Genomic DNA, 23,909 nt, shown 5'->3' with positions numbered 1-23,909 from the left:
TTATTTACAAATCTTTTCATTTATACAGTGGTCGTTTTTCGTATAAATTGATTATGGTCATTTAGGCAGTTATTGAAATGAAATCTCCCGACGCTAGCAGCGAAGGGCAAACTTAAGTCCACTCCAGAGAGCCATCTTCAAGTGTTCTGCTCAAGAAAAATCGGACACTTTTACGAAGGCCATTTCATATTCCACGGGCGTTAAATCATTATTGGCCGTGTGCAATCGTGTTAAATTGTAATAATGCAGATAATCCAATACATCTTTTTTCATCTCTGCCTGGTTTTCATGATGGGTTTTGAATAGCCAATCATGTTTCAAACTGCCAAAGAAACGTTCGACAACAGCGTTATCCCAACACGCCCCGACATCCCCCTGGCCTGCTCTCATGTCATAACTGCTGAGTAAGTCCCGGTATTGCTGGCTTGTATATTGGCTCCCTCTGATCACTATGAAAAACACAGCCTTGTGACGGCTGACGTAAGTGATACGCTTTCATTAAGGCCTGGCTGCTCAAGGTCGTATCTATTTCCGTTGCGATCTGCCATCCCACTATCCGACGTGAGTACAAATCCATCACAATAGCCAGATATAACCAACCTTCGGGCGTCTTCAAATAGGTGATATCTCCTGCCCAAACTTCATTCGGCGCCAACGGATTAAAGTTCCGGTTAAGTAGATTACAGGCTGTTGATATCGCTTTACCTTTGCGCGGAGCCCGGTAGCGCTGCCGCTGTCGGACGGATAATCCGAGCTGATTCATGAGCTTTCGGGTCCGATAGTCACTGATGGTAAAGCCTTCTTTGCGTAATTTTTTCGCCAACATCCGATAGCCTAAACTTTCCCGGCTTTCTTTAAAGAGCGCCGTCGCTTTTCGGTGTAATGCTTGTTGCTCATCAGAAAGTAACCGAACGGGTTTTGCCTGCCAGGCATAAAACGTGGAACGACTGACTTTCATCACGCGACATCATTGGCAAATGGGAAATTGCTCTGCATGTTCTTTTATGAACCAACATCTTACAGCAGTTCTCTCGCAAAGAAGGCGCTCGCCTTCTTTAAGATCTCCTTCTCCATTTTCAGCTGTTTGTTTTCTTTACGAAGCTGCAACAATTCCTGTCGCTCATCGGGGGTTAAAGTACCGAGTTTAGATTGCTCAACATAATGTTTCCGCCACGTATACAGGAGTTTTGTTGGAATACCTAAGGTTTCAGCTGCCTGTGGGACGGTATAGCCCTGTTCAACAATCAGGTTGACCGCTTCTCTTTTAAAATTATCGGTAAATTTTTGGGGTGATTTTCGTTTCATAAAGACACCTTAATTAAAGTCATTCTATTCCTTTACCAAAGTGTCCGAATTTATTAAAGCACAACAGGTAACTGACCCGAAATTATCGGGGCAGCCAAAGTGAGGACTTCGAAAGCAGGACTCCTTAACCTCAAGGAATCCCAATAGTTAATAATTCCCATCACAGTACCTCTTCCAAAAGGTCAGGCTGGTATGTTCTCCACAGTTCCCGTCTTTCTTTATTTAAGCTGGCTAGTTCTCCTTTGCATGATTGAAGATCGCGCCCACGTTGAGACGCAATTGCTTTGTATTCGTTCTGTCGCCGGGTGAAATCGTTCAGCGCAGCAAATGGCACACCGTAAGAACCCGTTTTACGGATAGACGGGATAACCTCACGGAATACCCAATTAGCGAATCGATGGGCAAACGTTCCTTGCTTGGTAGCCTTGCGACTGCGGGTAATTAGTTTGTAAAAGCCAGATTCTGAAATGGCATTAAAAATAGGGTTCCCAGCATCAGTAATACCCTTTATTGAACATAGGGTATTTTCATCATCATCTAATGCTTTCATAGAATTGGTGACGTTAGATATTTCTAACGCCTTGCACACATCAGCAGCAATAAACCACGGATCGTTGTTATTTTTGAAAATTCGAACCTGTACGCCCTCAAATTTAATAAACGAGATATCCGCTGAGTCGATATTCAAAATAGGTTCTTGACTGTTTTCAGCGTGAGCGAGTCCCTGACCGGATAAGGCCATATTTTTGGATGTCATATTTTTACCCTGTCTTAATTAATTTGATTTTCGGCTATACGGGTTATTCACATTGTCTACTGTTGGCGGGTTGCGTACCCACCATAAAATATCACTTAAAAGCCAAGCGCAGGAATTGCGGCCAAAATGACAACGGGGAGGAAATAAGCCCAATTCTTCCAATTTATGGCAATGGCTGCGAGAAATACCGGACATTCTTTCTCGTTCCCGTTCTCTTATTCGCCTTTCATTTTCACCATAAGCAGAAAGAATATATTTACGCTGTTCGTCGGTCGGTAATATAAATTTTTTCATTGAGCTACCTTGCGTCCTAGCAGCTTTTTGCTTTCTACCCACGCACGGATCTCGGCTGCGTCAAAGACAGAAAAACCCTCTTCAAGCTCAAATGGTAATGGCAGTTTTCTGGCTTTAATCCATCGGTTAAGGGTTGCGTCAGATATGCCTAAAAAATCAGCTGTATGGCGTTTTCTAGCATTACCATTGGTAGGGTATGGGGTATTGCTTTTAGTACGTGGATTGCGTTGCTGCTTCATGTTATGCCTAGCTCCGTTCTGTTGGTTACTAGGCATATTTAAGAATGATTCTATAAAATTGTCATCGCAACGAAAAATGAGTTTTCGGTGCGAAATTAATTTATTGATTTTAAACGTTTATTTGCTTCTGCAAAATATTTATCCAGAGTTCTAGCGCCAATAGGACAAGTTTTTTCTAACTCTCCCTTTAGTGCGTCTTGAGTCCAGCGTTTTGATTCTGGTTTAGCTTTCTTTAAGGCTGATAACATTGATCCAATAACCAGTAAGCCATCATCTAATGTAAGCTCTGCTTCTCCATCATTCAGGGCTGATTGCTCAAATTTTTCTATATTCTCCCTACGGAATACAAATTCAACATCACCTAACCCATCATCAGGGTAAAAAAAACTGAAATAGTCGTTATAATCTACAAATTCATTTTTAACAGCATCAAATACACCCATTTCTTTACCGTTATATTTAATTGTAAGCTGGTTAAAACTTGCCAATATATTAACCATGCCAAATTTTGTATTTAGAAATGCTCCCTCTATGTTTGCATATTCACGTGGTTTCCGATTTTGCGCCAAATCAAATTGATGCATAACATCAAGTTCTTCTGCTCCAATCATGGGTAAGTCGTATATCCCACTATCTAGACGAAATGCGCCTCCAATCCTTTCTATCTTTTCATACTCACAATCAAGCTGTTCATTTGTATAAAATCGCTCCCCAGTCAGCATTTTTAGAAAAGCACCGTTACTAGTAGTAGATTTAATACAATAGCTAAACTGATCACGCATTGTTGTTGTTTTTACTTTACTTTTTACTGCGTATGATGATTTATCCAATAGAGCAGATATAGTTAGTCGCTTATCCAGTGCTAAAGAAAGGCAATCAGCCACAGATATTTCTTCCTCAAAGGAACTGGTTAATCTTCGGGCTGTTTCTTCTAAAGTAAACCATTCCTTTAGTTTAAATAATTTCTTCATCACGTCACCTTTTACGCGCCTTAAGGATTGCCGTATCAGGTGAGTAAGGCTTCCTCACTTTTCGCCCCGTCGGGCTAGATACGGCTAATTCGGTTATTTTGCTTTTCGTGTACCTAGCGGGATTACGTTGTAATTTTCGCCTTTCTCCAGCGCCACCAGCAAATCGCACCATTGAGTTAATGCGGCTTTGCGTTCATCAAAGTAATCATGCCTGTTATAAATGCCCTCAACGCCTTTTATACGATGATTTAAACAACGTTCAGCCACAAAGGGATCAACACCTAACGCGGCTAAGTGGGTTCTGGCAGTGCGTCTAAAATCATGAATTGTGAAGTTAGGGATGCTAGCAGGTAATGTACGTCTTACTTTGGCAAGTGCAACGGGTAGGGTGGTTTCCTGAATATGTGGGATCATGCGGTGTTGCATTTTTCTTGCTGGTAGAACGTACTGGCTACCACAAGCCATTGGTTTTAATTCCATAAACCAATCGATAACTTGTGGACACAGCGGAATATCTACCGCATCACCGTTTTTGCTTCGGTCTGCCGGAAAGTGCCATACAGCCTTTTTAAAGTTGAATTCTTCCCATCGTGCGCCGCATAGTTCCATTTTCCGCAAGCATAGAGCTAACAGTATTTTAAAGCTGATTTCATTCTGACGGCTGATCGTAGACGTTCTAAACGTCCTCAGCACAATGATTAATTCTTCTCTGGTTAGCCATCTATCGCGTGATACTTCTTTCCCGCCAGCGTCCGCAACCTCGAAAGCTGAACACGGGTTAATCTCTATCATCTGCCGCTTAATGGCATAGTCGAACATGCGCCTTAGCCATCGTAAAACATCGGTCGCCATAGTTGGTGCGCCTCTGTCTACTATGCTCTTGAGCATTTCATCAATATGGCGGGGTTTCACGTCCTCCAGCTTCATATGACCAATGCGAGGATTAATGTCTTTGTCTATTCTTCTGCGGAGTATGTCAGGGTGTTTCCAGCGTGGGAGTATCTGGCGTTCAAAATATTCAGCCGCTAGGTCTGATACCTTTATGGCTGCTTTTTCTGCCTCAATCTTTGCCAGTGCTTCGGCTTTGCGTTCCTGCTTTTCGCCAGCAACGTCATAGCCCAAAGCAACACGGGCTGATAGTTCTCTGGTGAGTTCTCGTGCTTTGGCTAGCGATAAGTCAGCATATGTTCCCAAATTCATAGTCCTAGACTTTCCAGCCAATTTATATCTGAAACGCCATGATGGAATTCGGTCAATTTCTCTAAAACGTAAATATAGTCCGTTACCGTCCGCTTTCCCTTCGAACCTTTCACCTGACTTAATCCACGCCCTGATCTCTTTATCTGTGAGTTTAGGCATTGTGCAATCTCCAATGAAAAAGTAGGGGGTGTACCCAAAATGGTTTTCTTAATGCGCTATGGGTACACCTTTGGGTACACGCCAATCATGCGCTACTGTGATTCACTCCGCAATGCTATGATAGTAAAAAAGCCAGCTATAACAATGTACATACTGGCTTTGTGATTTTCTCTGAATTGCTAAGAAACGTTACTCAATATTTTGAATCTGCTCGCGCATTTGTTCAATCAGCACTTTCAACTCAATTGCAGAGTTCGTCACGTCGGCATTAATTGATTTTGAAGCCAATGTATTCGATTCGCGGTTAAATTCCTGCATCATAAAATCCAGTCGGCGGCCGACGGCTTCTTTTTTCTTCAGGATATTACGTGTCTCTTTAATGTGGGCATCCAGACGATCTAATTCTTCTGCTACATCAATACGCTGAGCCAATAAAAGAAGTTCCTGCTCCAGACGATTATTCTCCAACTGAATTTGTGCTTCTTCCAGCTTGGTCTGTAAGCGCTCTCGCTGCCATTGCAGGATTGCTGGCATTTGTTGACGAACTTTAACCACTTCCACGGTTACTGCATCCAAACGCTGTTCAATCAGTGCCTTGAGCGCTTGTCCTTCAGTTTCACGGCTCTGGATAAAGGCATCTAGTGCCAGATCCAATTCCGCCAGCAATTGTGTGCTGATGGCATCCAAATCCTGATCTTCGGCAGACATCACGCCCGGCCAGCGTAGGATATCCACCGGATTAATTTCACCTTCACTGCTTTGTTGTTTAACCCAATTTGCTGACTCAACCAGTTGTTTTGCCAACTTTTCATTCAGAATCAAGGAGCTTTGGGCACGGGCATCCAGCTCAAAACGCAGGTTGCATTCCACTTTGCCGCGCGTCAGGCGGGAACGAATGCGCTCACGGATGACAGGCTCAAGGCTTCTGAATTGCTCTGGCAGGCGAATATAGGTTTCCAAGTAACGCTGATTGACGGAACGCAGCTCCCATGCTGCACTTCCCCAATCTCCCTTGATATCTCGCCGTGCAAAAGCGGTCATACTACGGATCATAATTCGTTCCCAATTTACAAAATGATGGACGGATTATAACGCCCCATGTAGATGCAGGATAGGCATTCGCCGCTTTAGGCCGTATAATGCGCGCCCAATAATGTATTAACAACGGAGATCACAATGAGCTTAGTAGGAAAGCGTCCGGCAGGAAGAACAGCGGCGCAGATGCGTCCTATTAAAATGACCCGTCATTACACCAAACACGCAGAAGGATCTGTTTTGGTGGAATTTGGGGATACCAAAGTGTTATGTAATGCCTCCGTTGACGAAGGAATTCCACGTTTTCTGAAAGGTCAGGGGCAGGGTTGGATCACGGCTGAATATGGCATGTTGCCACGGGCAACCAATAGCCGTAATGCCCGTGAAGCTGCCAGAGGCAAGCAAACGGGCCGTACGATGGAAATCCAGCGCCTGATTGCACGTTCATTGCGTGCCGCCGTCGATTTGAAAAAGCTGGGTGAATTTACCATTACGCTGGATTGTGATGTGATTCAAGCGGATGGTGGTACCCGTACCGCAGCCATTTCAGGTGCTTGTGTGGCATTGGTTGATGCCCTGAATAAGTTGGTTGCAGATGGCAAACTGAAAGTAAGTCCACTGAAAGCGATGGTTGCGGCAGTGTCTGTTGGAATCGTTGAGGGTGAAGGACGTTGCGATCTGGAGTACGTTGAAGACTCTGTGGCTGAAACTGACATGAATATCGTCATGATGGATGACGGCAGAATGATTGAAGTGCAGGGCACGGCAGAAGGTGAACCCTTCAGTCATGATGAATTGCTTTCACTGCTCTCATTGGCGAAAGAGGGATTGGATACTATTTTCGAAGCGCAGCGAGATGCGTTAGAACAAGATCCATTAACATAATAAATGAAGCAGGCGACTTAATAAGTCGCCTTTTTTATGTCTGCAATATATCTGCAATCAATATACCTGCAATATCGTAATGAATGACAAGAATCAAAGAGGAGAAACTCCAATGAAAGCCTATCAGCGCGAATTTATTGAGCTGGCACTGAAAAAACAGGTGCTGAAATTTGGCGAATTTACGCTGAAATCTGGTCGCAAAAGCCCGTACTTTTTCAATGCAGGTCTGTTTAATACTGGACGTGATTTGGCGTTGATTGGTCGTTTCTATGCGGCAGCATTGCTGGATAGCGGAATTAAGTGTGATTTGCTGTTTGGGCCGGCTTACAAGGGTATTCCGATTGCGACGACTACTGCTGTGGCACTGGCTGACCGTCATGATATAGATATGCCTTATTGCTTTAATCGCAAGGAAGCTAAAGATCATGGTGAAGGTGGATTGCTGGTTGGTAGCCATTTGCAAGGTAATGTCGTGGTTGTGGATGATGTTATTACAGCAGGTACGGCGATTCGTGAATCGATGGAAATCATTAAGCAGCACGGAGCAACTCTATCTGGGGTGATTTTGTGTCTGGATCGTCAGGAACGTGGACGTGAAACACTTTCTGCCATTCAAGAAGTCGAACGTGACTACGATTGCCAGGTTTTCTCCATTATTACTTTGAATGATTTGGTGAGCTATTTGCGTGAAAATCCAGAGATGCAATCCCATCTGGAAGCTGTGGAAGGTTATCGCAAAGAATACGGTATTTGATGGTCAGTAAACGTTGCTAGTTGGTAACGAACGATAGGTTGATAAAAAAATCCCTCGCCCAAGAGTGGGCGGGGTGAGTAGTAGAAATGGCATCCACATACTGGTAAGGATTGCGATAAGGATGCCATTATTGAGCCACTTAATAGTGAACTCAATGAGTTGGAACATGCTAACACAATTTAATAGAAAATAATTTAATAAAAAATCCGCACGTTATCATTTACCGTATGCGAGGCATGCTATATGCAATGCGCGAGTTTACGATGCTGCGATGATCTATTGCCGTGGTAGCTTATTGCAGCTGGGTCAATATCAATGGCCAGCGTATTTCAAATTCAGTTGTCGGGCGATAGCGAAACTCAGAGCGAACAAAACGGGAGAGCATCCCTTCACAAAACGCCAGTAACTGTGATGCCAACACGGTCTCGTCATAATTGAATCCCTGTCCATCACGGATTTTTTTCTCTTTTAAAATTTGACGAAGTTGCATTTCAATTCGCTCAAATAGTTGGTTGATGCGATTTTGCAATCTGTCTTGTTCGAACATGAGAGCATGACCGGTCATTATACGGGTTAGCCCCGGATTTTTTTCCGCAAAACCTAAAAGAAGGACGAGGATTAACCGAATGCGCGTGATAGTGTCCTTTTCATCTTGCAGGATCAGATTGATACGTGAAATTAAGGAATCTTCAATAAACTCAATCAAGCTGTCAAACATCCGGGTTTTGCTCGGAAAATGACGGTAAAGAGCTGCTTCAGAAACGCCAACGTTTGCGGCGAGTTTTGCAGTAGTAATGCGCTGACTGCCATCACTGGATTCCAGCATATGCGCCAGTACCTGCAAGATTTCCTCGCGTCTATTTTTCTTTTTTGTACGTTCTTTTTCTGCCATGTCTGATAAGACCCCTGCTAAAACAGCAAAACAAATCGAGCTACTTTTTGCCACAACGTTATTGCTGACAAAAACAATGTTTTTGTCAGTCACTATGTTAGGCGAGAACATGTTAGGCAAAAACATTGTGGGCAAAAAATATGAAAATCGGTTGACGGTATCAGGCTTTATGGAAAATTATTGACGACCGGAATGACCGAAACCACCACTGCCGCGCTGGCTCGTCGAAAAATCGTCAACCAAATTAAATTCAGCCTGTACTACGGGCACAAAAACCATTTGGGCGATACGCTCACCAGGTTCGATGATGAAAGTTTTATCACCACGGTTCCAAACAGAAACCATTAATTGTCCCTGGTAATCTGAGTCGATAAGCCCCACCAAATTACCTAAAACAACGCCATGTTTGTGGCCCAGGCCAGAACGAGGTAGAATGACGGCAGCCAATTGTTCATCGGCAATATGGATAGCAATCCCGGTTGGCAGAAGTTCAGTTTGGCCGGGAGCCAATTCCACTGCATTACCCAGACAAGCGCGTAAATCTAAACCCGCAGAGCCAGGTGTAGCATAAGTCGGTAAGGGAAATTCTTGCCCGATGCGGGAGTCAAGGATTTTAACGTCGATTTTTTTCATCATAGCGTTTGAGTATCTCGTCTAATAAGCGGTGGCTAAGTTGTAATTTACCACTATGGGGTAAATGGACACTGCCATCATGCCAGAATAGATGTAATGCATTAGTATCGCTGTTGAAACCGTGTCCGGCCAGGGATACATCATTCGCGCAAATCAAGTCCAGATTCTTTTGCTTGAGTTTTCCGCGGGCGTATTCTTCCACATTCTGGGTTTCGGCTGCAAATCCAACGACAAATGGACGAGCTTTTTCCATTGCGGCAACGCTCGCTACAATGTCAGGATTTTTCACGAGTGTAAATGTGATTTCATCACCCTGTTTTTTGATTTTCTCTGTCGAAATTTGCTTGAAACGGTAGTCAGACACGGCAGCACAACTAATAAAGATATTCTGTAAGGCCGCTGTAGCTTGAACTTGTTCATGCATTTCCAGCGCACTACTGACATCAATGCGTTTAACGCCTTGTGGTGTTGGTAAATTAACCGGACCGGCGATTAATGTCACCTCTGCGCCACGTTCTGCTGCTGCCTGTGCAATGGAAAATCCCATTTTGCCGGAGCTGTGATTACTGATGAAACGGACGGGATCCAAGGCCTCACGGGTTGGTCCTGCGGTAATTGTGATGCGTAGATCAGAAAAATCTGGCTCAGTGCTGAAATGTTGCGTTGCCCGTTCGACAATCGCCATGGGTTCCAACATTCTTCCGGGTCCAACATCACCGCATGCCTGACTGCCTTCATCTGGGCCCCAAATCAATACATTACGCTCTTTAAGTATCTTCAGGTTATGTTGGGTTGCTTGTGCACGGTACATTTGTTGGTTCATTGCAGGTGCAACAGCAATAGGTGCAGCGGAAGCCAGACAGATTGTGGTGACTAAATCATTCGCCATGCCTGCGGTTAAGCGGGCCAGCAGATCAGCGGTGGCGGGCGCAAGAATAATTAAATCAGCCCACTTTGCCAGTTCGATATGTCCCATGGCTGCTTCTGCCGCAGGATCTAGAAGATCATCAGAAACGGGATGACCAGATACCGCTTGTAAGGTCAGTGGAGTGATGAAAGCTTGTGCTGCTGAGGTCATGACAACGCGTATCTGAGCACCGCGTTCACGCAAACGGCGCACGAGTTCGGCAGTTTTATAAGCGGCGATCCCTCCGCTGATTCCGAGGACGATGCGTTTGCCTGAAAGCTGATTATCAGAAAATTGTGTGCCGGAAAATCCTGTCATTTTGATTGTCCAGATGTAAGTTTCAATTCCTTAAGATTCTACCATAAGAAAATATTGAGTTGAGAATCTCCCCTATTTAGACAGTCAAAAATGACAAGTTTGCGAAGCGCTGCGCAAGCCATGCAAATCGGGCTGGCGATGATTTTTTCATCATGGGATAGTAGAAATGTGAATTGGAGTGTGAATATAGTCGGAGCATGAGTGAATAAGGATAGCGGGCGAATAAATCGAGTAAATATTGATTGATGGCTCCCATTGTCATGGGGAACTATAGGACAACAAAGGATATTGAAGGGGGGCGTGTTATGGATTTCACGGTAATGGAAAGAAGTGATGAATTGCATTTAAATCTTCCTCCCCGGGAGAAATTACTGGCTTATGGAGCTGTTTCCCTAACCGATGCAGAGTTATTGGCTATCTTTTTGCGCACGGGAACCAGAGGCGTTCCTGTCGTGCAAATGGCAGAGTATCTGCTGAAATCATTTGGCTCGCTTTATCATCTCTTATCCGCTGATTACGCTGATTTTTGTGCACATAAGGGTATGGGGCAATGTAAGTACGTGCAATTGCAGGCGGTATCTGAATTGGCAAAACGATTTTTCTCCAGTCAGTTTATCCACGAAGATATCATGAGCAGCCCCACGATGACTCAGAATTACTTGCAGGATTTATTGTCTTGGCAAGATCGGGAAGTATTTGTAGTGCTGTTTTTGACAAACCAAAATAAAGTCATCTGCCATGATGAAATGTTTAAAGGAACGATAAACAAGGTTGAAGTTCATCCGCGTGAAATTGTGAAACAGGCGGTTAAAGTGAATGCTGCATCAATTATTCTTGCTCATAATCATCCTTCAGGTAATCCAGAGCCTAGCTTGGCTGATAAATTGGTGACAGAAAAAATTATTGAGGCTTGTGACTTGGTGGGGGTTAAGGTTTTGGATCATATCGTTATTGGCAAGCAATATTGTGTCTCATTTATGGAAAGAGGTTGGATTTAGTACGGTTTTTTCGCGATACGATCAGATCTTAGTTGTTCGGGACTTGAGCATCTGCGAATGAGGGCGTATACTACGCCACCTTTGAGGATCTTGGGTTTGGCGAGAAGAGCCTATCTCAGTATATTTTTTGCTGAGAAAATGTGTGTCTTTTCAGTGACGTTCTTTTCGGTAATGTTCTTTTCAGTAAAGAAAGTTTGCTGAGATGGGCTCCTAAGCCTGACGAGGCGGTCACACCCAATACAAAGCTCGAGCTGATTTGATTTTTGGAGAATAGACATGTCCCGAGTCTGCCAAGTTACTGGCAAGCGCCCGGTGAGTGGTAACAACCGCTCCCACGCATTAAATGCGACTAAGCGTCGTTTTCTGCCTAACCTGCACTCTCATCGTTTCTGGGTTGAGTCTGAGAAACGCTTTGTAACTCTGCGTGTATCTGCTAAAGGTATGCGTGTGATTGACAAAAAGGGTATCGATACAGTTCTGGCTGAACTGCGTGCCCGTGGTGAGAAGTACTAAGGAGCTGAAAAATGGCTAAAGGTATTCGCGATAAAATCAAGCTGGTTTCTTCTGCTGGTACAGGTCACTTCTATACCACTACGAAGAACAAGCGTACTATGCCTGAAAAACTGGAAATGAAAAAATTCGACCCAGTTATTCGTCAGCATGTTATGTACAAAGAAGCTAAAATTAAATAATTTTAGCGGATTATAAAAAGCCCAGCATTATGCTGGGTTTTTTTATGTCTGTAGATCGCATCACGGTAGTTCAAATCGGGTTATGTGTGGACGTCATACACTGCTCAGCTATACTAGCGCTTTTTTAATATAAACCGTCAGGCGTGGCTCCAATGGCTAGAAAGACCTTGAATATCTTACATACAGAATCATCATGTGGCTGGGGAGGGCAGGAGATTCGTATCCTGACGGAATCTCAGGGCATGATACAACGTGGACACCATGTGGTTATCGTATGTTGTCCAACTTCAACTTTGTACCGTGAAGCCCATCATTATGGTGTGCCTGTTGTTGCTCTCCCAATTGAAAAAAAACGTCTTCCCTGTTTTCGGGCAATGCGCCGTTGGCTAAAGACAGAAGGCCGTCAATTTGATGTGATCAATACCCATAGTTCTACTGATTCTTGGCTAGTGGCTGCGGCATGCACTACATTAAAAGATATGCCCCCGATAGTCCGCACTCGTCATGTCTCGACTCATGTTTCAAAATCCATAGCGACTCGTTGGCTGTATTTGCATGCTGGCCAGCATATTGTGACAACAGGGGAAAAACTGCGCCAGTATCTGCATGTACATAATGATTACCCACTTTCCCACATGACTTCTGTACCGACAGGGATCGATTTGTCGCGTTTTCACCCTGAAAACAAGACCTTAAATCGTCAGCGTATTGGCATCAAAGACAAGCCAACGCTGGGTATTGTTGCCACAATGAGAACGTGGAAAGGACATCGTTATCTGCTTGATAGCTGGAAGATTCTTCATCAACGTTACCCTGATTGGCAATTGCTGTTTGTGGGGGATGGACCCCAGAGAAAGAATTTAGAACCACAGGTTCAGCGGGAAGGGCTGACAGAAAGTGTCATTTTTCTTGGCAATCGTCAGGATGTCCCTGATTGCTTAAACGCAATGGATATCTTTGCCCTACCCTCGTTTGGTAATGAAGGTGTACCTCAAGGCATTATGCAGGCAATGGCATGTGGATTGCCTGTTGTATCTACGTCAGTGGGGGCAATTACAGAAGCTGTGATTGATGGAGATACGGGATATATTATCGAACCTAAAAATGTCGAACAATTAACAGAAAAATTAGCTTTATTAATGCATGATACAGGGCTGAGTTTACAAATGGGAGAAGCTTCACTGAAACGGGCGACTCACTTATTTGGTATGGATAATATGTTAGACAAAATGGAGTCTATTTTTTATCGCAGTATAGAAAGCAAGCAATGATGTTTTGTTTATTTTTTGTTTATATTGTTTTTATCAATATTGATAGAATAATCGCTATTTTTTTGTTTAACCATTTGAAATGAAATTTATTTCATTTTATTTTTTGTGCCTATAGTGTTTTTTAACAGCAAATAGAACATTGAATAACTTTGCTGTATAGTGCCCTAAGTACCAATCCTTGGATTGATAAATTAATATTCATTATTATGCAACCCCAAAAGATTTTAATCATCAATATTGCCCGTTTTGGCGATACACTGCTGGTAACTCCGGTCATCCGTGCTTTGAAAGAAAAGTGGCCGGAAGCAAATATTGATATATTTGTGCATAAAAAAACAAAAGAAATCCTTGAAAATATCGATTCAATTAATAAGTTGAAAGATTTCTCCAAAGGTAAAGCTAGATGGTGTGGCTGGCTTTCTCGTCAGCAGTATGATTTGGCATTGATATATGGTCACGATAAATCCCTATTGCAGTACGCCAAACGCATAGCAAATTTAACCGTTTATTTTGCGGATGTTTCTGATGCAAAATCAAATGAGTATGCTGTTGCAAGGCCTGACGAACTTATGCCTGCACAACAGGAAAGAGCATTGCTAATTAATGCCCTCGGGGTTGAAGTCAGTAATTGGCGTTTACAATATTGTGTAAGCCCGTGTGAAGAGGCATATGCCAGAACTTTTCTTCATCAGCAAGGGATTGAACAGCAATTAAGAATTGGTTTTCAGTTACAGAGTTTTCCAGCAAAAGCCTATCGTGATTGGCCTGTAGAACACTTTTACGAATTAGCTCAACGTATTTATCGTGATTATCCGCATGCGCATATTTTGCTGTTAGGTAGTAAAGATGGTGAAGACAGCGCACGGATGCTAGTTGAAAAATTGGGTACAAACAGATGTTCATCGTTGGCTGGTAAGACTACGATGCGGCAGAATGCGGCAATCATGAGTCAACTTAATCTGTATGTGGGGGTTGATACAGGAACGACCCATCTGGCTGGAGCATTGGGAATACCAATGGTTGCTTTGTATCACAGTTTTCACCCTGGACGTTTTCTCGCACCTCAACAACATCCGAAATTAGTAGTCATTGAATATCCTATAGATTATAGACAGGCCTCTCGTCAAGATACAATGTCAGCGATATCCGTAAATCAAGTCTGGCATTCTGTTCAAAATTTGCTGGAAAATGAATGAAAGGATAATGAACAAAATGAAGATAGGATTTATCGATGTTACCGTTACCATGTCCTATGGTGGTATTCAAACCGCAGTCTGGGAGTTAGCCAAAGCGTTGACAGATACGGGGCATGAGGTCCATATTTTCGGTGGTAGTGGTGATGTTCGGCCTGCATTGGGCGGAAGAAATATCCATATTCATACCTTCCCTTTTATTCCTAGAGAGCGTGTGTTTAACATCGGGCGTCGCTTTCAACGCATTATAGAACGTTACTCTTTTGCTCATCATGCCCGTAAAACCGTTATTGCTGAAAATTTTGATTGGGTGATTTTGACGAAACCTTTTGATTTTTTCTGGCCCAGAATGATGCCTAAAACATCCCATACCCGGTTTTGCTATATGAGTGGTGGAACCAGTTTTTTTAAAGGGGATCGGTTATTAGGTAAGAAAATATCTGCATGGGTTGCGTGCAGCCATTTCAATGCTTGGCAGATTCAACACCACTTCAAGCAATTTCCGAGCGTTATTTATAATGGAGTGGATATCGATAAATTCAAGCCTGCTGACTCTGATGTCCGAACTCGATTAGGTATCGATGAAAAAACGTTCTTGTTAACGTTTGCGGGTAGACTGGTTGGCTGGAAAGGCATGAAAGTGGCTATTGATGCAATGGCTTTGCTGCGGGACAAAGATGTAAAATTATTGATTATTGGTGCAGGTGAAGAGTTGAAATCGCTTGAAAAGCGAGTTTCTGCTTTACAGTTGCAAAGATCTGTCATTTTTCATTCTCCAGTGGGTCATGATCAATTACCTGAATTTTATGCAGCGGGAGATGCTGGTATTTTTCCTAGTATTGGTGATGAGGCGTTCGGTATTACTATTGCAGAATCGATGGCATGTGGACGTCCTGTAATTGCCAGTTATATTGGTGGAATACCGGAGGTGGTTGGCAACGAAGGGAGTGCTGGTATTCTGGTCACTCCGGGAGATGTTGTGGCTATTGCTGATGCGGTAAATCATCTTTTGTCTTTGCCGGATAGAGGAGAAGGTATGGGTAAATCTGCGCGTCAGAGGATTGAATCAATGTACACTTGGGAACATTCTGCTAGCCGTTTATTGAACGCGACAAAAAATAATGAAAATTGCGTATATTGATCCTTACCCTGTGCCTGATTATCGGGTTGCGTCCCTACAAATTTTGCAGAATGTAGATGCTTTTGCCCGACAGGGACATAGTGTCTATCTGATTACCCCAAAAGGCCAAAGCCAAGTTGAAGATATTCTTGGTAGGTCATTACCGCCTTCTGTGGACTTAATTGCTCTGCACAATATACGTAGAAAATGGTATTTCCCATTAAATACTCAGAAACTGTTTTATTTGCAGGTTTCTCGATGGCTTAAAGAGCATCAGGTTGATGCTCTTTTTACCCGCAATCTCAAAATGGCTAATTACCTGTTGCACAATCATCCAGATATTCCCCATTTCTTTGAAAGTCATGAAGTATTTTCTCAGTCATTTAAAGAATCCCATGATTTACTCAACCGTAAAAACCAACGTAAATATCATAAATTAAGAGAAATGGAACAGCAGGTTTATGATAGTTCTAAGGTTATCTTTGCCCTGACTTCGTTATTACGAGAAGATATTTATAAACAATATAGTATTACAACACCGATTGTTGTGGCGTCCGATGGCGTTGATATGCTGGCGGTTGAATTAGCTAAGCAAACTCTTTCCAATAGTGATCTCAAAAGTACATTTCCTAAAAAAGTTCTTTATTTGGGGAGCTTGCATCGCTGGAAAGGCGTTCCAACAGTAATGAAAGCCATGTCTTACTTGGATAACATTGAGTTGAATATTGCGGGTGGTACAACTGAGCAGATTGAACGATTGCAGCAAATAGCTGAACAAATTGGTGTGAGAGACAAAGTCAATTTCCTTGGTTTTATTCAACCCAGAAAACGCTTTCAGGTTATTGCTGATAGTGATATTTGTGTTCTGCCACTGACGAAAACTAGCATTGGCAGTCGTTATACTTCTCCTCTTAAACTGTTTGAATATATGGCCATGGGCAAGCCTGTGGTTATTTCTGATTTCCCTTCTATTCGCGATGCTGTTGATGAAAATGCGGTAAATTTTGCTGATAGTGAAAACGCAGAGAGTTTTGCTGAACAGATACAATGGCTGATTAATCATCCCGATGAAATGATGGCGAAAGTTGACCATTCGCAACGACTGGTAACGGAACGTTTTAACTGGGATCAGCGTGCAAAGCTAATTATGACAGTGATATCGGACAAGTTGTTTCAGTGAGTATTTCTCCGGTTACCCAATCGAATCTGGCTGCAAATGATACATGAAAACGGTATTGTAATCTGCTCAGATGCAATGTCCTCAGACAATGTCGTAGATAACTTATTTAAGGAGTCGGTATGCCGGAGCTACCAGAGGTGGAAACCAGTCGCAGGGGGATTGAACCTCATCTGGTTGGGAATGTGATCCAATATGCAGAAGTCAGAAATTCACGTTTGCGCTGGCCTGTTTCTGATCAAATCATGGCGCTTTCAGACAGGCCAGTTCTTAGTGTCCAGCGACGGGCAAAATACTTATTGCTTGAGTTGCCAGAGGGCTGGATTATTATCCATCTGGGAATGTCCGGCAGTTTACGTGTCTTGTTAGATGGACAGCCTCCAGCGAAGCATGATCATGTTGATTTGATTATGGCTGATGGCAAAATTCTCCGGTATACCGATCCCCGACGTTTTGGTGCGTGGTTGTGGAGTGATAATCTTAATGAGTGCTCTGTACTGGCTCATTTAGGCCCTGAGCCTCTTTCTGATCAATTTGATGGCGAATACCTTTACACGCTTTCCCGCAACAAAAAAACGGCGATTAAACCTTGGTTGATGGATAATAAAGTTGTCGTTGGTGTTGGGAATATCTATGCCAACGAAGCGCTGTTTGTTGCATGTATCTTGCCTGAACGTCCTGTACATTCGTTGACACAGCAAGAGGCTTATCTATTAGTCGATATAATCAAACAGATCTTACGTCGCTCTATTGAACAAGGTGGAACGACGCTGAAGGATTTTCTGCAATCTGATGGTAAACCGGGGTATTTCGCTCAAGAGTTGTTTGTCTATGGCAAGAAAGGTGGGCTTTGCCCACAATGTGGTGAGAAAAGTGGTGCGAGAATCGAGGGTATAAAATTAGGGCAACGCAGTACATTTTTCTGTCGTCAATGTCAGCATTAGGCATATTTGGGGGCAGAAGATAGTTGCCCCCGCATGATGGTGTTATTTACCTAACTTTTTTAGCATTGCTTTTGCAACTGGCTCTGATAGGAAGGATGAAATGTCACCATCATGGCGTGCAACATCCTTGATTAAGGATGATGAGACGAAGGACAGAGTTTGAGAAGGCAATAAAAAGACACTTTCCAGCTCTGGCATAAAATGCCGGTTCATATTGGCAAGTTGCCATTCATATTCAAAATCGGAAACAGAACGTACTCCGCGGATTAAGATGTTAGCCTGCTGTTTTTTGGCAAAATTAACCATCAGTTCGCTAAACCCAACAACATCGACATTTTCCAGATGGGCCGTGACTTCTTTTGCCAGCGCGACACGTTCTTCCAAATTGAACATGGGATTTTTTCTATCACTATTGGCGATAGCCAATAAAACATGGTCAAACATATTTGCGGCACGAGTAACGATATCAAGATGACCGTAAGTGATGGGATCAAAAGTGCCGGGATAAATCGCTTTTCTTTTCATCGTTGTTTTTACTCTTTGTTTGAATCATTTCCCAAAGTGCAGCGTATTTATTGAATGTATATTGAGCATTCACAATTGCTAACACTAGCCCTTGCTTGCCATCCAAAAAACCTGCTCTTAATAGCCAAGTTTTGAAAAATGCTCCCAGCGTATGGCTAATTATAGAAAAATAACGGGTTTTCTTGCCTTGCTCGTAGTGATGTTTTGCCCAATCTCTCGCGTAATTCAATTGTTTTTGCTGAAACTCCATCAGGTTACGGCAGGTCAAGTGACGTAAATCACCTTTTAACGTCACGATAGATGCGCCTTGAGTATCAAGGGACTCATGAACCTGATTGTCATTGTATTGATAACGTTCACGGCAATAAAGACGAATAACTTTATCGGGATACCAGCCACTGTGTTTCATAAATCGCCCCATAAACAGATTGAGGCGCGCGCAGCTATAGACTTTATTATCGTCAGGATTGGCCAGAATATGTTCAATGGATGCTTTGAGCTCTGGAGTCACCCGTTCATCGCTATCAATCATAAAAATATAATCACCGCTGGCGTAGGATTGTGCGAGCTGTCGTTGACGACCGAAGCCTGGCCACTCAGTATTCGAGTAGACTTTTGCTCCCATTTCACTGGCTATTTGGCAAGTTGTGTCGGTACTGCCGGAATCCAAGACGATGATTTCATCTGCCCAATTCACAGAAATCAGGCAATCTGCAATCAAATCAGCGGCATTTTTGGTGATCATGACAACGGACAGACGTTTTTTCGCAATCATTAATGGCTCCTTGGAGGGAGATAAGGTTCCAGTAATTTTAGCAAGCGTTGAAGCGCGCCTTGGTTTTCATGCAGGACTTCTGCAGCGTGGTGACCGTAATAGCGCCGGTAATCTTCGTCTGTCAGCAAGCTGTTGATCGCTGAGCTTAATGATTGGCTATCAGTAACAGTAATTAGTCCATCCGCTTTATCCAGCTTGGCACAGATATCTTTAAAATTGAATGTATGTGGCCCCATGATAACCGGAATGGCATGGGCTGCCGCTTCCAGTGGGTTATGTCCCCCACGTTCTATCAGGCTACCCCCGACAAAAGCCAGATCAGCGATACCGTACAGAAGCATCAATTCGCCCATCGTATCTCCAATAACAACTTGTATATTGGCGTCAGGAATAGTATCGGTACTACGCAAGACTGCGTTCAGCCCGGCTTTTTGGGTCAACTCAGCGGCTTTACCAAAACGCTCAGGATGGCGGGGAACCAGAATTAACAGTAAATCAGGGAATTGCTTAAGCAGTTTGCAATGTGCATCCAGAATAATCGTTTCTTCCCCATCATGGGTACTGGTTGCTATCCATACAGGGCGATGAGGTGCCCATTGGCGGCGCAATGTGACGGCTTTGGCTGCGAGTTCTGGTGTAACAGAGATATCGAATTTAAGGCTACCAGTAACAGAAAGTTGGGAACGTCTTAATCCCAATTCGATAAAGCGTTCACCATCTTCTTGATTTTGTGCGGCTATCAATGTGATCTTATTTAGAATGGTTTTGATGAAGCTGCCAATTTTCTGATATCCCGCCGCAGAACGGGTTGATAGCCTTGCGTTGGCAATAACCAGCGGAATTTCCTGTTGGTGTAGCTGAGTGATCAGATTCGGCCATAGTTCGGTTTCCATAATGATCACTAACTTTGGATTTACGTGATCAAGAAAACGGCTCATTGAACCTGGCAGGTCATAGGGAAGGTATACGTGGTTAACATCATTGCCCAGAGCAGAAAGAACCCTTTCCGATCCTGTCGGTGTCATGGTAGTTATAGTAATGGGCAAAAAAGGATAATGGTGCCGTAAGATCCGTACTAGTGGAATGGCGGCCAATGTCTCTCCAACAGAAACGGAATGCAGTAATATCCCACCTGGGGTGACCTTTTTGGCACAGAAGCCGTAGCGTTCTCCCCAGCGTTTGCGGTACGCAGGTGATTTTCGGCTGCGTAACAGCAGACGTAACCAAATAATTGGTTGGATAAGGTAGAGAAGTACCTGATATAAGCGAAGCAACATTCTATCAAATTCACTGACATAGACTGCGGTTATAGTACCACATTGGCTTGAAAAAAGTGTGTAAAATACAGGCCCCCTTGAACCATAGTTTGGTATTCTATATATTATTTTTCTATTAATTCAATATATTGCTTCTGTATATTGCTTGCCTCAAACTTTTTATACAGCTCATCTGTAATTTGTGGAGGTATATTGTAAGCAAGTCGAATTTTTTCTGCCAAAGAATCAGCATCGAGACTAGACAGATAGTTTTTTAATTGGCCTGTCATTATTTCTCTAACGCCACCAGGGCAATCAGTACTGACGATAGGTGTGTGGCAAATTAATGCTTCGATTAAGACTGTCGGTAATCCCTCACTGTCTGAACTTATAACAACCGCTTTTGCTTCATTGATAATGGGATGTGGATTAGGCTGAAAGCCAGCCAAAATGACTTTATCATCTAACTCGTACTCATGGATTTTTACTTTAAGATGATCTTCTATTTCTTCGGAGCCTTGCCCCACAATGATGAGTTTGCATGGGAGATTTGCCTTTGCAAAAGCATCTATTAATCGGTCTTGGCGTTTTACTTGATGTAAGCGTCCGACATGCAGAATGTAATTCAATCCATGATAAGGGTTAGTTTTTGAGGCTTGTGCTTTTATTTTTTCAAAATCAAAGGGATTGTAGATGGTTTTGATCTGTCTGGGTTTTATCCCAATATTGCTTAACAGATCATTACTAACAGCGTCGGAGACGCAGATAATCTTTTTATTTTCATAAACTTTTTTTATCTTTTCTTTTTTTATCCAATAAGAAAAACCACTTTTATTGCTTAAGTATGATTGGGAAAAAATTCCGTGAATACAATGCCATACATTGCAATTGTTCAGGATCTTGGATTTAACTACGATACGGTCAGTTTTATGTAGATTAGATATAACAAGTGCAGGTTTGCCTTTTTGTTGGAAAAGCTTAAATAATACTTTATCCATCACTTTAGCTCTGCGGCTTATTTCATTGAGTTTTCTTAGTGGCCCCCGATAGTCATCTAAACTGACTATGTAATGAATATCTTCTGGGATGATGTAATCCAATTGAGTATTGAGTGAAAGTAATGAAACTTGGTAGTTTGATTTACTCAAACTAGCCGCAAGACGAAGAGTAACATTTTCAGCTCCTCCTCCGGGCAATCCATCGATAATAAAAAGAATATGTTCTTTCACTATGCTAAAACTCGTTGATAAAGATCGATTAATTGTTTAGATAAATTCTCTGGAGTTGCAGCAATTATTTGGTTTCTGGCAGCAATAGACATATCTGTTCCGAATATATTATCAGGAATGCTATGAACAGCATCCTTTAATTTTTCAATATCTAATGCATCACAGATAAAACCATTTTTCCCTTCGGTAATGAATTCTGCGCCCCCACATGTCGTGCTGGTAATAACGGGCAAACCGCATGCCATGGCTTCAAGGATCACATTGGGAAATGGATCATATAGCGTCGGTAGTAGCAAAGCATCAGACAGTTGATAAAAAGGCAATGTATTTTTTTGTAACCCCATGAAACGGATGTGATGAGTACACCCTAAAGTATTTGCAAGCGCCTGATATTTTTTTTGTTCTTTGTCTTTACCAATAACTAATAGATAGCTATCTGTCTTCGCGACAGCTTTAATTGCTGCAGATAATCCCTTTCGTTCAAAACCGGAACCAACATAAATCAAGCATCTTGTAGTGGCGGGGATTTGATATTGTTGCCTAAGCTGTAGACGGGATTGCTCATCAGCAGGAAAAAACTTTGTGTTATCAATTGAGTTGTATATAACGGCGATTTTATCTTCGGCTACACCAAATTCTTCGATAATTTCCTTTTTTACCATCTCAGCGTTGCAGATCACTTTTTTTAAAGCGGGATCTGCATACATTTCTGCCTCAGAATTCATGACATAGCGGTGATACCGATCATTTAACAGCCATCGTGCTTTCCATGTTGGCAAGATGCGGGCTCGCTGATGTAACCAGCGTTTATGGACGCCATCTCCGGCACGATAAATGTCACAGCCAGCAATACGCTCATGGCTTTGAACTAAATCAAATTGTTCTGTTTGCCATAATTGCCGTGCTGATTGGGCAAAACCTCTTTCACGGCTAATTCTTCCATATTTAATAGGATCGCATAGGTGAATTCGCCAATTTGGGTTGCTTACACCTTGCCAAGAACGTGTAATAACATTAAGTTCAAGTTGTTGGTGCTCTAATGCTCCCAGAGCCCTTGAAATAAAACGTTCAGCACCTCCATCCGGGCGATACTTTTGGCGGACAATAGCTAAACGTAATGGTTTCATGAAATATATTTCCTTGCTGCTGAAATGACGACATCTGTAGGTATCAGATCTAAGTAGCGTTCGTTTGTATGAGTTTTAATGTCATCCGGATGTGGAATATTGCCATAATCGCCAGCCCAAATCACCTCACCAACAGACTGCCAGGGTTTCCAAAATGTCAGTTTGGAGGGGCCGAATAATGCAATGCAAGGTGTTCCCAAAGCGGCGGCCATATGCATTGGTACTGAATCTACGCCAATAAATAATTTAGCATGATCAATCAAAGCGGCAAGCGTGGGTAATGTCAATTTTCCCGCTAGAGAAAGGATGTTCTTTCCGTTATCAGGGCAGTGTGACAAGATGGTGGTTACCATCTCTAATTCCTTTTGGTCTGGCCCAGAAGTAATGATAATGCTATGTCCATCTTTTTGTAGCGCCGTAATTACTGCCGCCATTTTTTTCTCATCCCAACACTTAAAGAACCATCGGGATGTAGGTTGAATAACGATGTACCTTTCTGAAAATTGATGCTCAGAAAGTTTTTTCTTGATCCACTGTAAATCATTATCGCTATAACTCATGGTCACTTTTGTGATAAGTGAATTAAATTGCAATGGTTTTAGGATGGAAAGATTTTGTTCTACAGTATGTAATGAATCATGATCATCTGTTGGTATAACTTCAGTATGACAAAAACGCCATTTCCAATTTTGTCGTTTAGGGAAACTAAGAGCCAAGCGAATAGATGCATCAGTAAAAAGGGAAATAAAGGCACTTCTCCATTGGTCGGCAAGGTTGACCACTAAATCATAGTGTTGCTGTCTTAATGTCTTGAGCAGAGCCCACTCATGCAATAATTTCTTTCTTGTACCTAGTTGTTTCCACTTGCGGTCTATGGAAAAAATATGGGAAATTTCTGCTGAATTTTCCAACATAGGTACAGTTTCTTGATAAAGGAGTACATCAATTTCCGCATCTGGATAGTGGTGAGTTAGTGTGCTTATAACCGGTGTTGTCAACAACATATCTCCATGATGTTGTAATTTAATCACCAGAATGCGCTTGATTTTATTGTTTATTGGAATCATTTGTTGAGTTCTTTAGTATATCAAGGTCATACGGTGATCTTAATGTAAAAATCATAGCGTGGCATCTTTAAGTATACTAACCAAGAGCAGTATGGGATGACGTTTATGCTCAATCAGATAGCCTGGATTCTATAATTGCGTTATGTGTTTGCTATGCGTACCATTGGAATAACTATTATTATCACA

The 23,909-nt window shown here is 42.6% G+C and carries 26 protein-coding genes and 1 pseudogene; 11 read left to right on the top strand and 16 right to left on the bottom strand.

All coding sequences use genetic code 11. The features are described from left to right. Nucleotides 1-150 precede the first annotated feature (150 nt). From PSI23_RS04710 to PSI23_RS04680, 7 genes and pseudogenes are all read right to left on the bottom strand, one after another. Nucleotides 151-1,305, bottom strand: a pseudogene (locus tag PSI23_RS04710) (IS3 family transposase). 160 nt (nt 1,306-1,465) lie between these two features. Beyond that, complete coding sequence (locus tag PSI23_RS04705; protein WP_273553990.1) at nt 1,466-2,062, bottom strand: BRO-N domain-containing protein; 597 nt, start codon at nt 2,060-2,062, stop codon at nt 1,466-1,468. 18 nt (nt 2,063-2,080) lie between these two features. Beyond that, nucleotides 2,081-2,356, bottom strand: coding sequence for an AlpA family phage regulatory protein (locus tag PSI23_RS04700; protein WP_273553989.1), 276 nt, complete (start codon nt 2,354-2,356; stop codon nt 2,081-2,083). Further along, nucleotides 2,353-2,595, bottom strand: a complete 243-nt coding sequence (locus PSI23_RS04695; protein ID WP_273553988.1) for a helix-turn-helix transcriptional regulator — start codon at nt 2,593-2,595, stop codon at nt 2,353-2,355. The genes PSI23_RS04700 and PSI23_RS04695 overlap by 4 nt, the downstream gene beginning before the upstream one ends. 95 nt (nt 2,596-2,690) lie before the next feature. Further along, on the bottom strand, nt 2,691-3,566 hold the full coding sequence (locus PSI23_RS04690; protein WP_273553987.1) for a hypothetical protein: 876 nt from the start codon (nt 3,564-3,566) through the stop codon (nt 2,691-2,693). A gap of 93 nt (nt 3,567-3,659) precedes the next feature. Next, nucleotides 3,660-4,925: a tyrosine-type recombinase/integrase gene (locus tag PSI23_RS04685; protein WP_273553986.1), complete on the bottom strand. Its 1,266-nt coding sequence runs from the start codon at nt 4,923-4,925 to the stop codon at nt 3,660-3,662. A gap of 189 nt (nt 4,926-5,114) precedes the next feature. Then, nucleotides 5,115-5,978, bottom strand: coding sequence for a YicC/YloC family endoribonuclease (locus tag PSI23_RS04680; RefSeq protein WP_273553985.1), 864 nt, complete (start codon nt 5,976-5,978; stop codon nt 5,115-5,117). Between the two features lie 123 nt (nt 5,979-6,101). Between PSI23_RS04680 and rph the strand changes: the two genes are divergently transcribed. Both rph and pyrE read left to right on the top strand, forming a co-directional pair. Then, nucleotides 6,102-6,845, top strand: a complete 744-nt coding sequence (gene rph, locus PSI23_RS04675; protein WP_273553984.1) for a ribonuclease PH — start codon at nt 6,102-6,104, stop codon at nt 6,843-6,845. A gap of 112 nt (nt 6,846-6,957) precedes the next feature. Continuing rightward, entirely contained in the window at nt 6,958-7,599 is a 642-nt protein-coding gene (pyrE, locus tag PSI23_RS04670) for an orotate phosphoribosyltransferase (RefSeq protein WP_273553983.1), read from the top strand. Between the two features lie 292 nt (nt 7,600-7,891). On the opposite strand, the gene slmA is transcribed toward pyrE, so the two are convergent. Beyond that, nucleotides 7,892-8,491 carry a nucleoid occlusion factor SlmA gene (slmA, locus tag PSI23_RS04665; RefSeq protein ID WP_273553982.1) on the bottom strand — a complete coding sequence of 200 codons (600 nt, stop codon included), beginning with the start codon at nt 8,489-8,491 and terminating at the stop codon, nt 7,892-7,894. Here slmA and PSI23_RS04660 point away from each other — a divergent pair. Then, nucleotides 8,490-8,675, top strand: a complete 186-nt coding sequence (locus PSI23_RS04660; protein ID WP_273553981.1) for a hypothetical protein — start codon at nt 8,490-8,492, stop codon at nt 8,673-8,675. The two genes, slmA and PSI23_RS04660, sit on opposite strands and share 2 nt — an antisense overlap. Here the strand turns inward: PSI23_RS04660 and dut are convergent. Together dut and coaBC are read right to left on the bottom strand one after the other, a co-directional pair. Then, nucleotides 8,669-9,127: a dUTP diphosphatase gene (gene dut, locus PSI23_RS04655; RefSeq protein WP_273553980.1), complete on the bottom strand. Its 459-nt coding sequence runs from the start codon at nt 9,125-9,127 to the stop codon at nt 8,669-8,671. The two genes, PSI23_RS04660 and dut, sit on opposite strands and share 7 nt — an antisense overlap. After that, nucleotides 9,105-10,349 carry a bifunctional phosphopantothenoylcysteine decarboxylase/phosphopantothenate--cysteine ligase CoaBC gene (gene coaBC, locus PSI23_RS04650; RefSeq protein WP_273553979.1) on the bottom strand — a complete coding sequence of 415 codons (1,245 nt, stop codon included), beginning with the start codon at nt 10,347-10,349 and terminating at the stop codon, nt 9,105-9,107. The genes dut and coaBC overlap by 23 nt, the downstream gene beginning before the upstream one ends. Before the next feature lie 305 nt (nt 10,350-10,654). On the opposite strand from coaBC, the gene radC reads away from it, so the two are divergent. The 8 genes from radC to mutM all read left to right on the top strand — a co-directional run bounded on the left by radC (nt 10,655) and on the right by mutM (nt 17,744). Next, entirely contained in the window at nt 10,655-11,347 is a 693-nt protein-coding gene (gene radC / locus PSI23_RS04645; protein WP_273553978.1) for a RadC family protein, read from the top strand. A 276-nt stretch (nt 11,348-11,623) separates the two neighbouring features. Continuing rightward, nucleotides 11,624-11,860 (top strand): 50S ribosomal protein L28, encoded by a 237-nt coding sequence (rpmB, locus tag PSI23_RS04640; protein ID WP_038239873.1) that lies wholly within the window; start codon nt 11,624-11,626, stop codon nt 11,858-11,860. An 11-nt stretch (nt 11,861-11,871) separates the two neighbouring features. Beyond that, the gene (rpmG, locus tag PSI23_RS04635) at nt 11,872-12,039 is read left to right on the top strand and encodes a 50S ribosomal protein L33 (RefSeq protein WP_273553977.1); all 168 of its coding nucleotides are present in this window, start codon (nt 11,872-11,874) and stop codon (nt 12,037-12,039) included. A gap of 152 nt (nt 12,040-12,191) precedes the next feature. After that, nucleotides 12,192-13,310 (top strand): glycosyltransferase family 4 protein, encoded by a 1,119-nt coding sequence (locus PSI23_RS04630; RefSeq protein WP_273553976.1) that lies wholly within the window; start codon nt 12,192-12,194, stop codon nt 13,308-13,310. A 206-nt stretch (nt 13,311-13,516) separates the two neighbouring features. Next, on the top strand, nt 13,517-14,506 hold the full coding sequence (locus tag PSI23_RS04625; protein WP_273553975.1) for a glycosyltransferase family 9 protein: 990 nt from the start codon (nt 13,517-13,519) through the stop codon (nt 14,504-14,506). A 16-nt stretch (nt 14,507-14,522) separates the two neighbouring features. Beyond that, nucleotides 14,523-15,644, top strand: coding sequence for a glycosyltransferase family 4 protein (locus PSI23_RS04620; protein ID WP_306309513.1), 1,122 nt, complete (start codon nt 14,523-14,525; stop codon nt 15,642-15,644). After that, nucleotides 15,625-16,803 (top strand): glycosyltransferase family 4 protein, encoded by a 1,179-nt coding sequence (locus PSI23_RS04615; protein ID WP_273553973.1) that lies wholly within the window; start codon nt 15,625-15,627, stop codon nt 16,801-16,803. The genes PSI23_RS04620 and PSI23_RS04615 overlap by 20 nt, the downstream gene beginning before the upstream one ends. Before the next feature lie 119 nt (nt 16,804-16,922). Next, complete coding sequence (mutM, locus tag PSI23_RS04610; protein ID WP_273553972.1) at nt 16,923-17,744, top strand: bifunctional DNA-formamidopyrimidine glycosylase/DNA-(apurinic or apyrimidinic site) lyase; 822 nt, start codon at nt 16,923-16,925, stop codon at nt 17,742-17,744. A gap of 42 nt (nt 17,745-17,786) precedes the next feature. Here mutM and coaD read toward each other — a convergent pair whose 3' ends face one another. From coaD to rfaQ, 6 genes are all read right to left on the bottom strand, one after another. Then, on the bottom strand, nt 17,787-18,269 hold the full coding sequence (gene coaD / locus PSI23_RS04605; RefSeq protein ID WP_273553971.1) for a pantetheine-phosphate adenylyltransferase: 483 nt from the start codon (nt 18,267-18,269) through the stop codon (nt 17,787-17,789). Further along, nucleotides 18,235-19,044: a glycosyltransferase family 2 protein gene (locus PSI23_RS04600; RefSeq protein WP_273553970.1), complete on the bottom strand. Its 810-nt coding sequence runs from the start codon at nt 19,042-19,044 to the stop codon at nt 18,235-18,237. Before PSI23_RS04600 ends, coaD begins: the two co-directional genes overlap by 35 nt. After that, a complete protein-coding gene (gene waaA / locus PSI23_RS04595; protein WP_273553969.1) occupies nt 19,044-20,321 on the bottom strand; it encodes a lipid IV(A) 3-deoxy-D-manno-octulosonic acid transferase in 1,278 nt (425 codons plus the stop codon). The genes PSI23_RS04600 and waaA overlap by 1 nt, the downstream gene beginning before the upstream one ends. 104 nt (nt 20,322-20,425) lie before the next feature. After that, nucleotides 20,426-21,529, bottom strand: a complete 1,104-nt coding sequence (locus PSI23_RS04590; protein WP_273553968.1) for a glycosyltransferase — start codon at nt 21,527-21,529, stop codon at nt 20,426-20,428. Further along, nucleotides 21,529-22,656, bottom strand: coding sequence for a glycosyltransferase family 4 protein (locus PSI23_RS04585; RefSeq protein WP_273553967.1), 1,128 nt, complete (start codon nt 22,654-22,656; stop codon nt 21,529-21,531). The genes PSI23_RS04590 and PSI23_RS04585 overlap by 1 nt, the downstream gene beginning before the upstream one ends. Then, nucleotides 22,653-23,723: a putative lipopolysaccharide heptosyltransferase III gene (rfaQ, locus tag PSI23_RS04580; protein WP_273553966.1), complete on the bottom strand. Its 1,071-nt coding sequence runs from the start codon at nt 23,721-23,723 to the stop codon at nt 22,653-22,655. Before rfaQ ends, PSI23_RS04585 begins: the two co-directional genes overlap by 4 nt. Nucleotides 23,724-23,909 lie beyond the last annotated feature (186 nt).

The organism is Xenorhabdus yunnanensis (assembly GCF_028598805.1).
In the GTDB taxonomy this organism is placed as follows: Bacteria; Pseudomonadota; Gammaproteobacteria; order Enterobacterales; family Enterobacteriaceae; genus Xenorhabdus; species Xenorhabdus yunnanensis.
The sequence above is the reverse complement of the archived record's forward strand: the minus strand, read 5'-3'. Positions and strand labels throughout refer to the sequence as shown.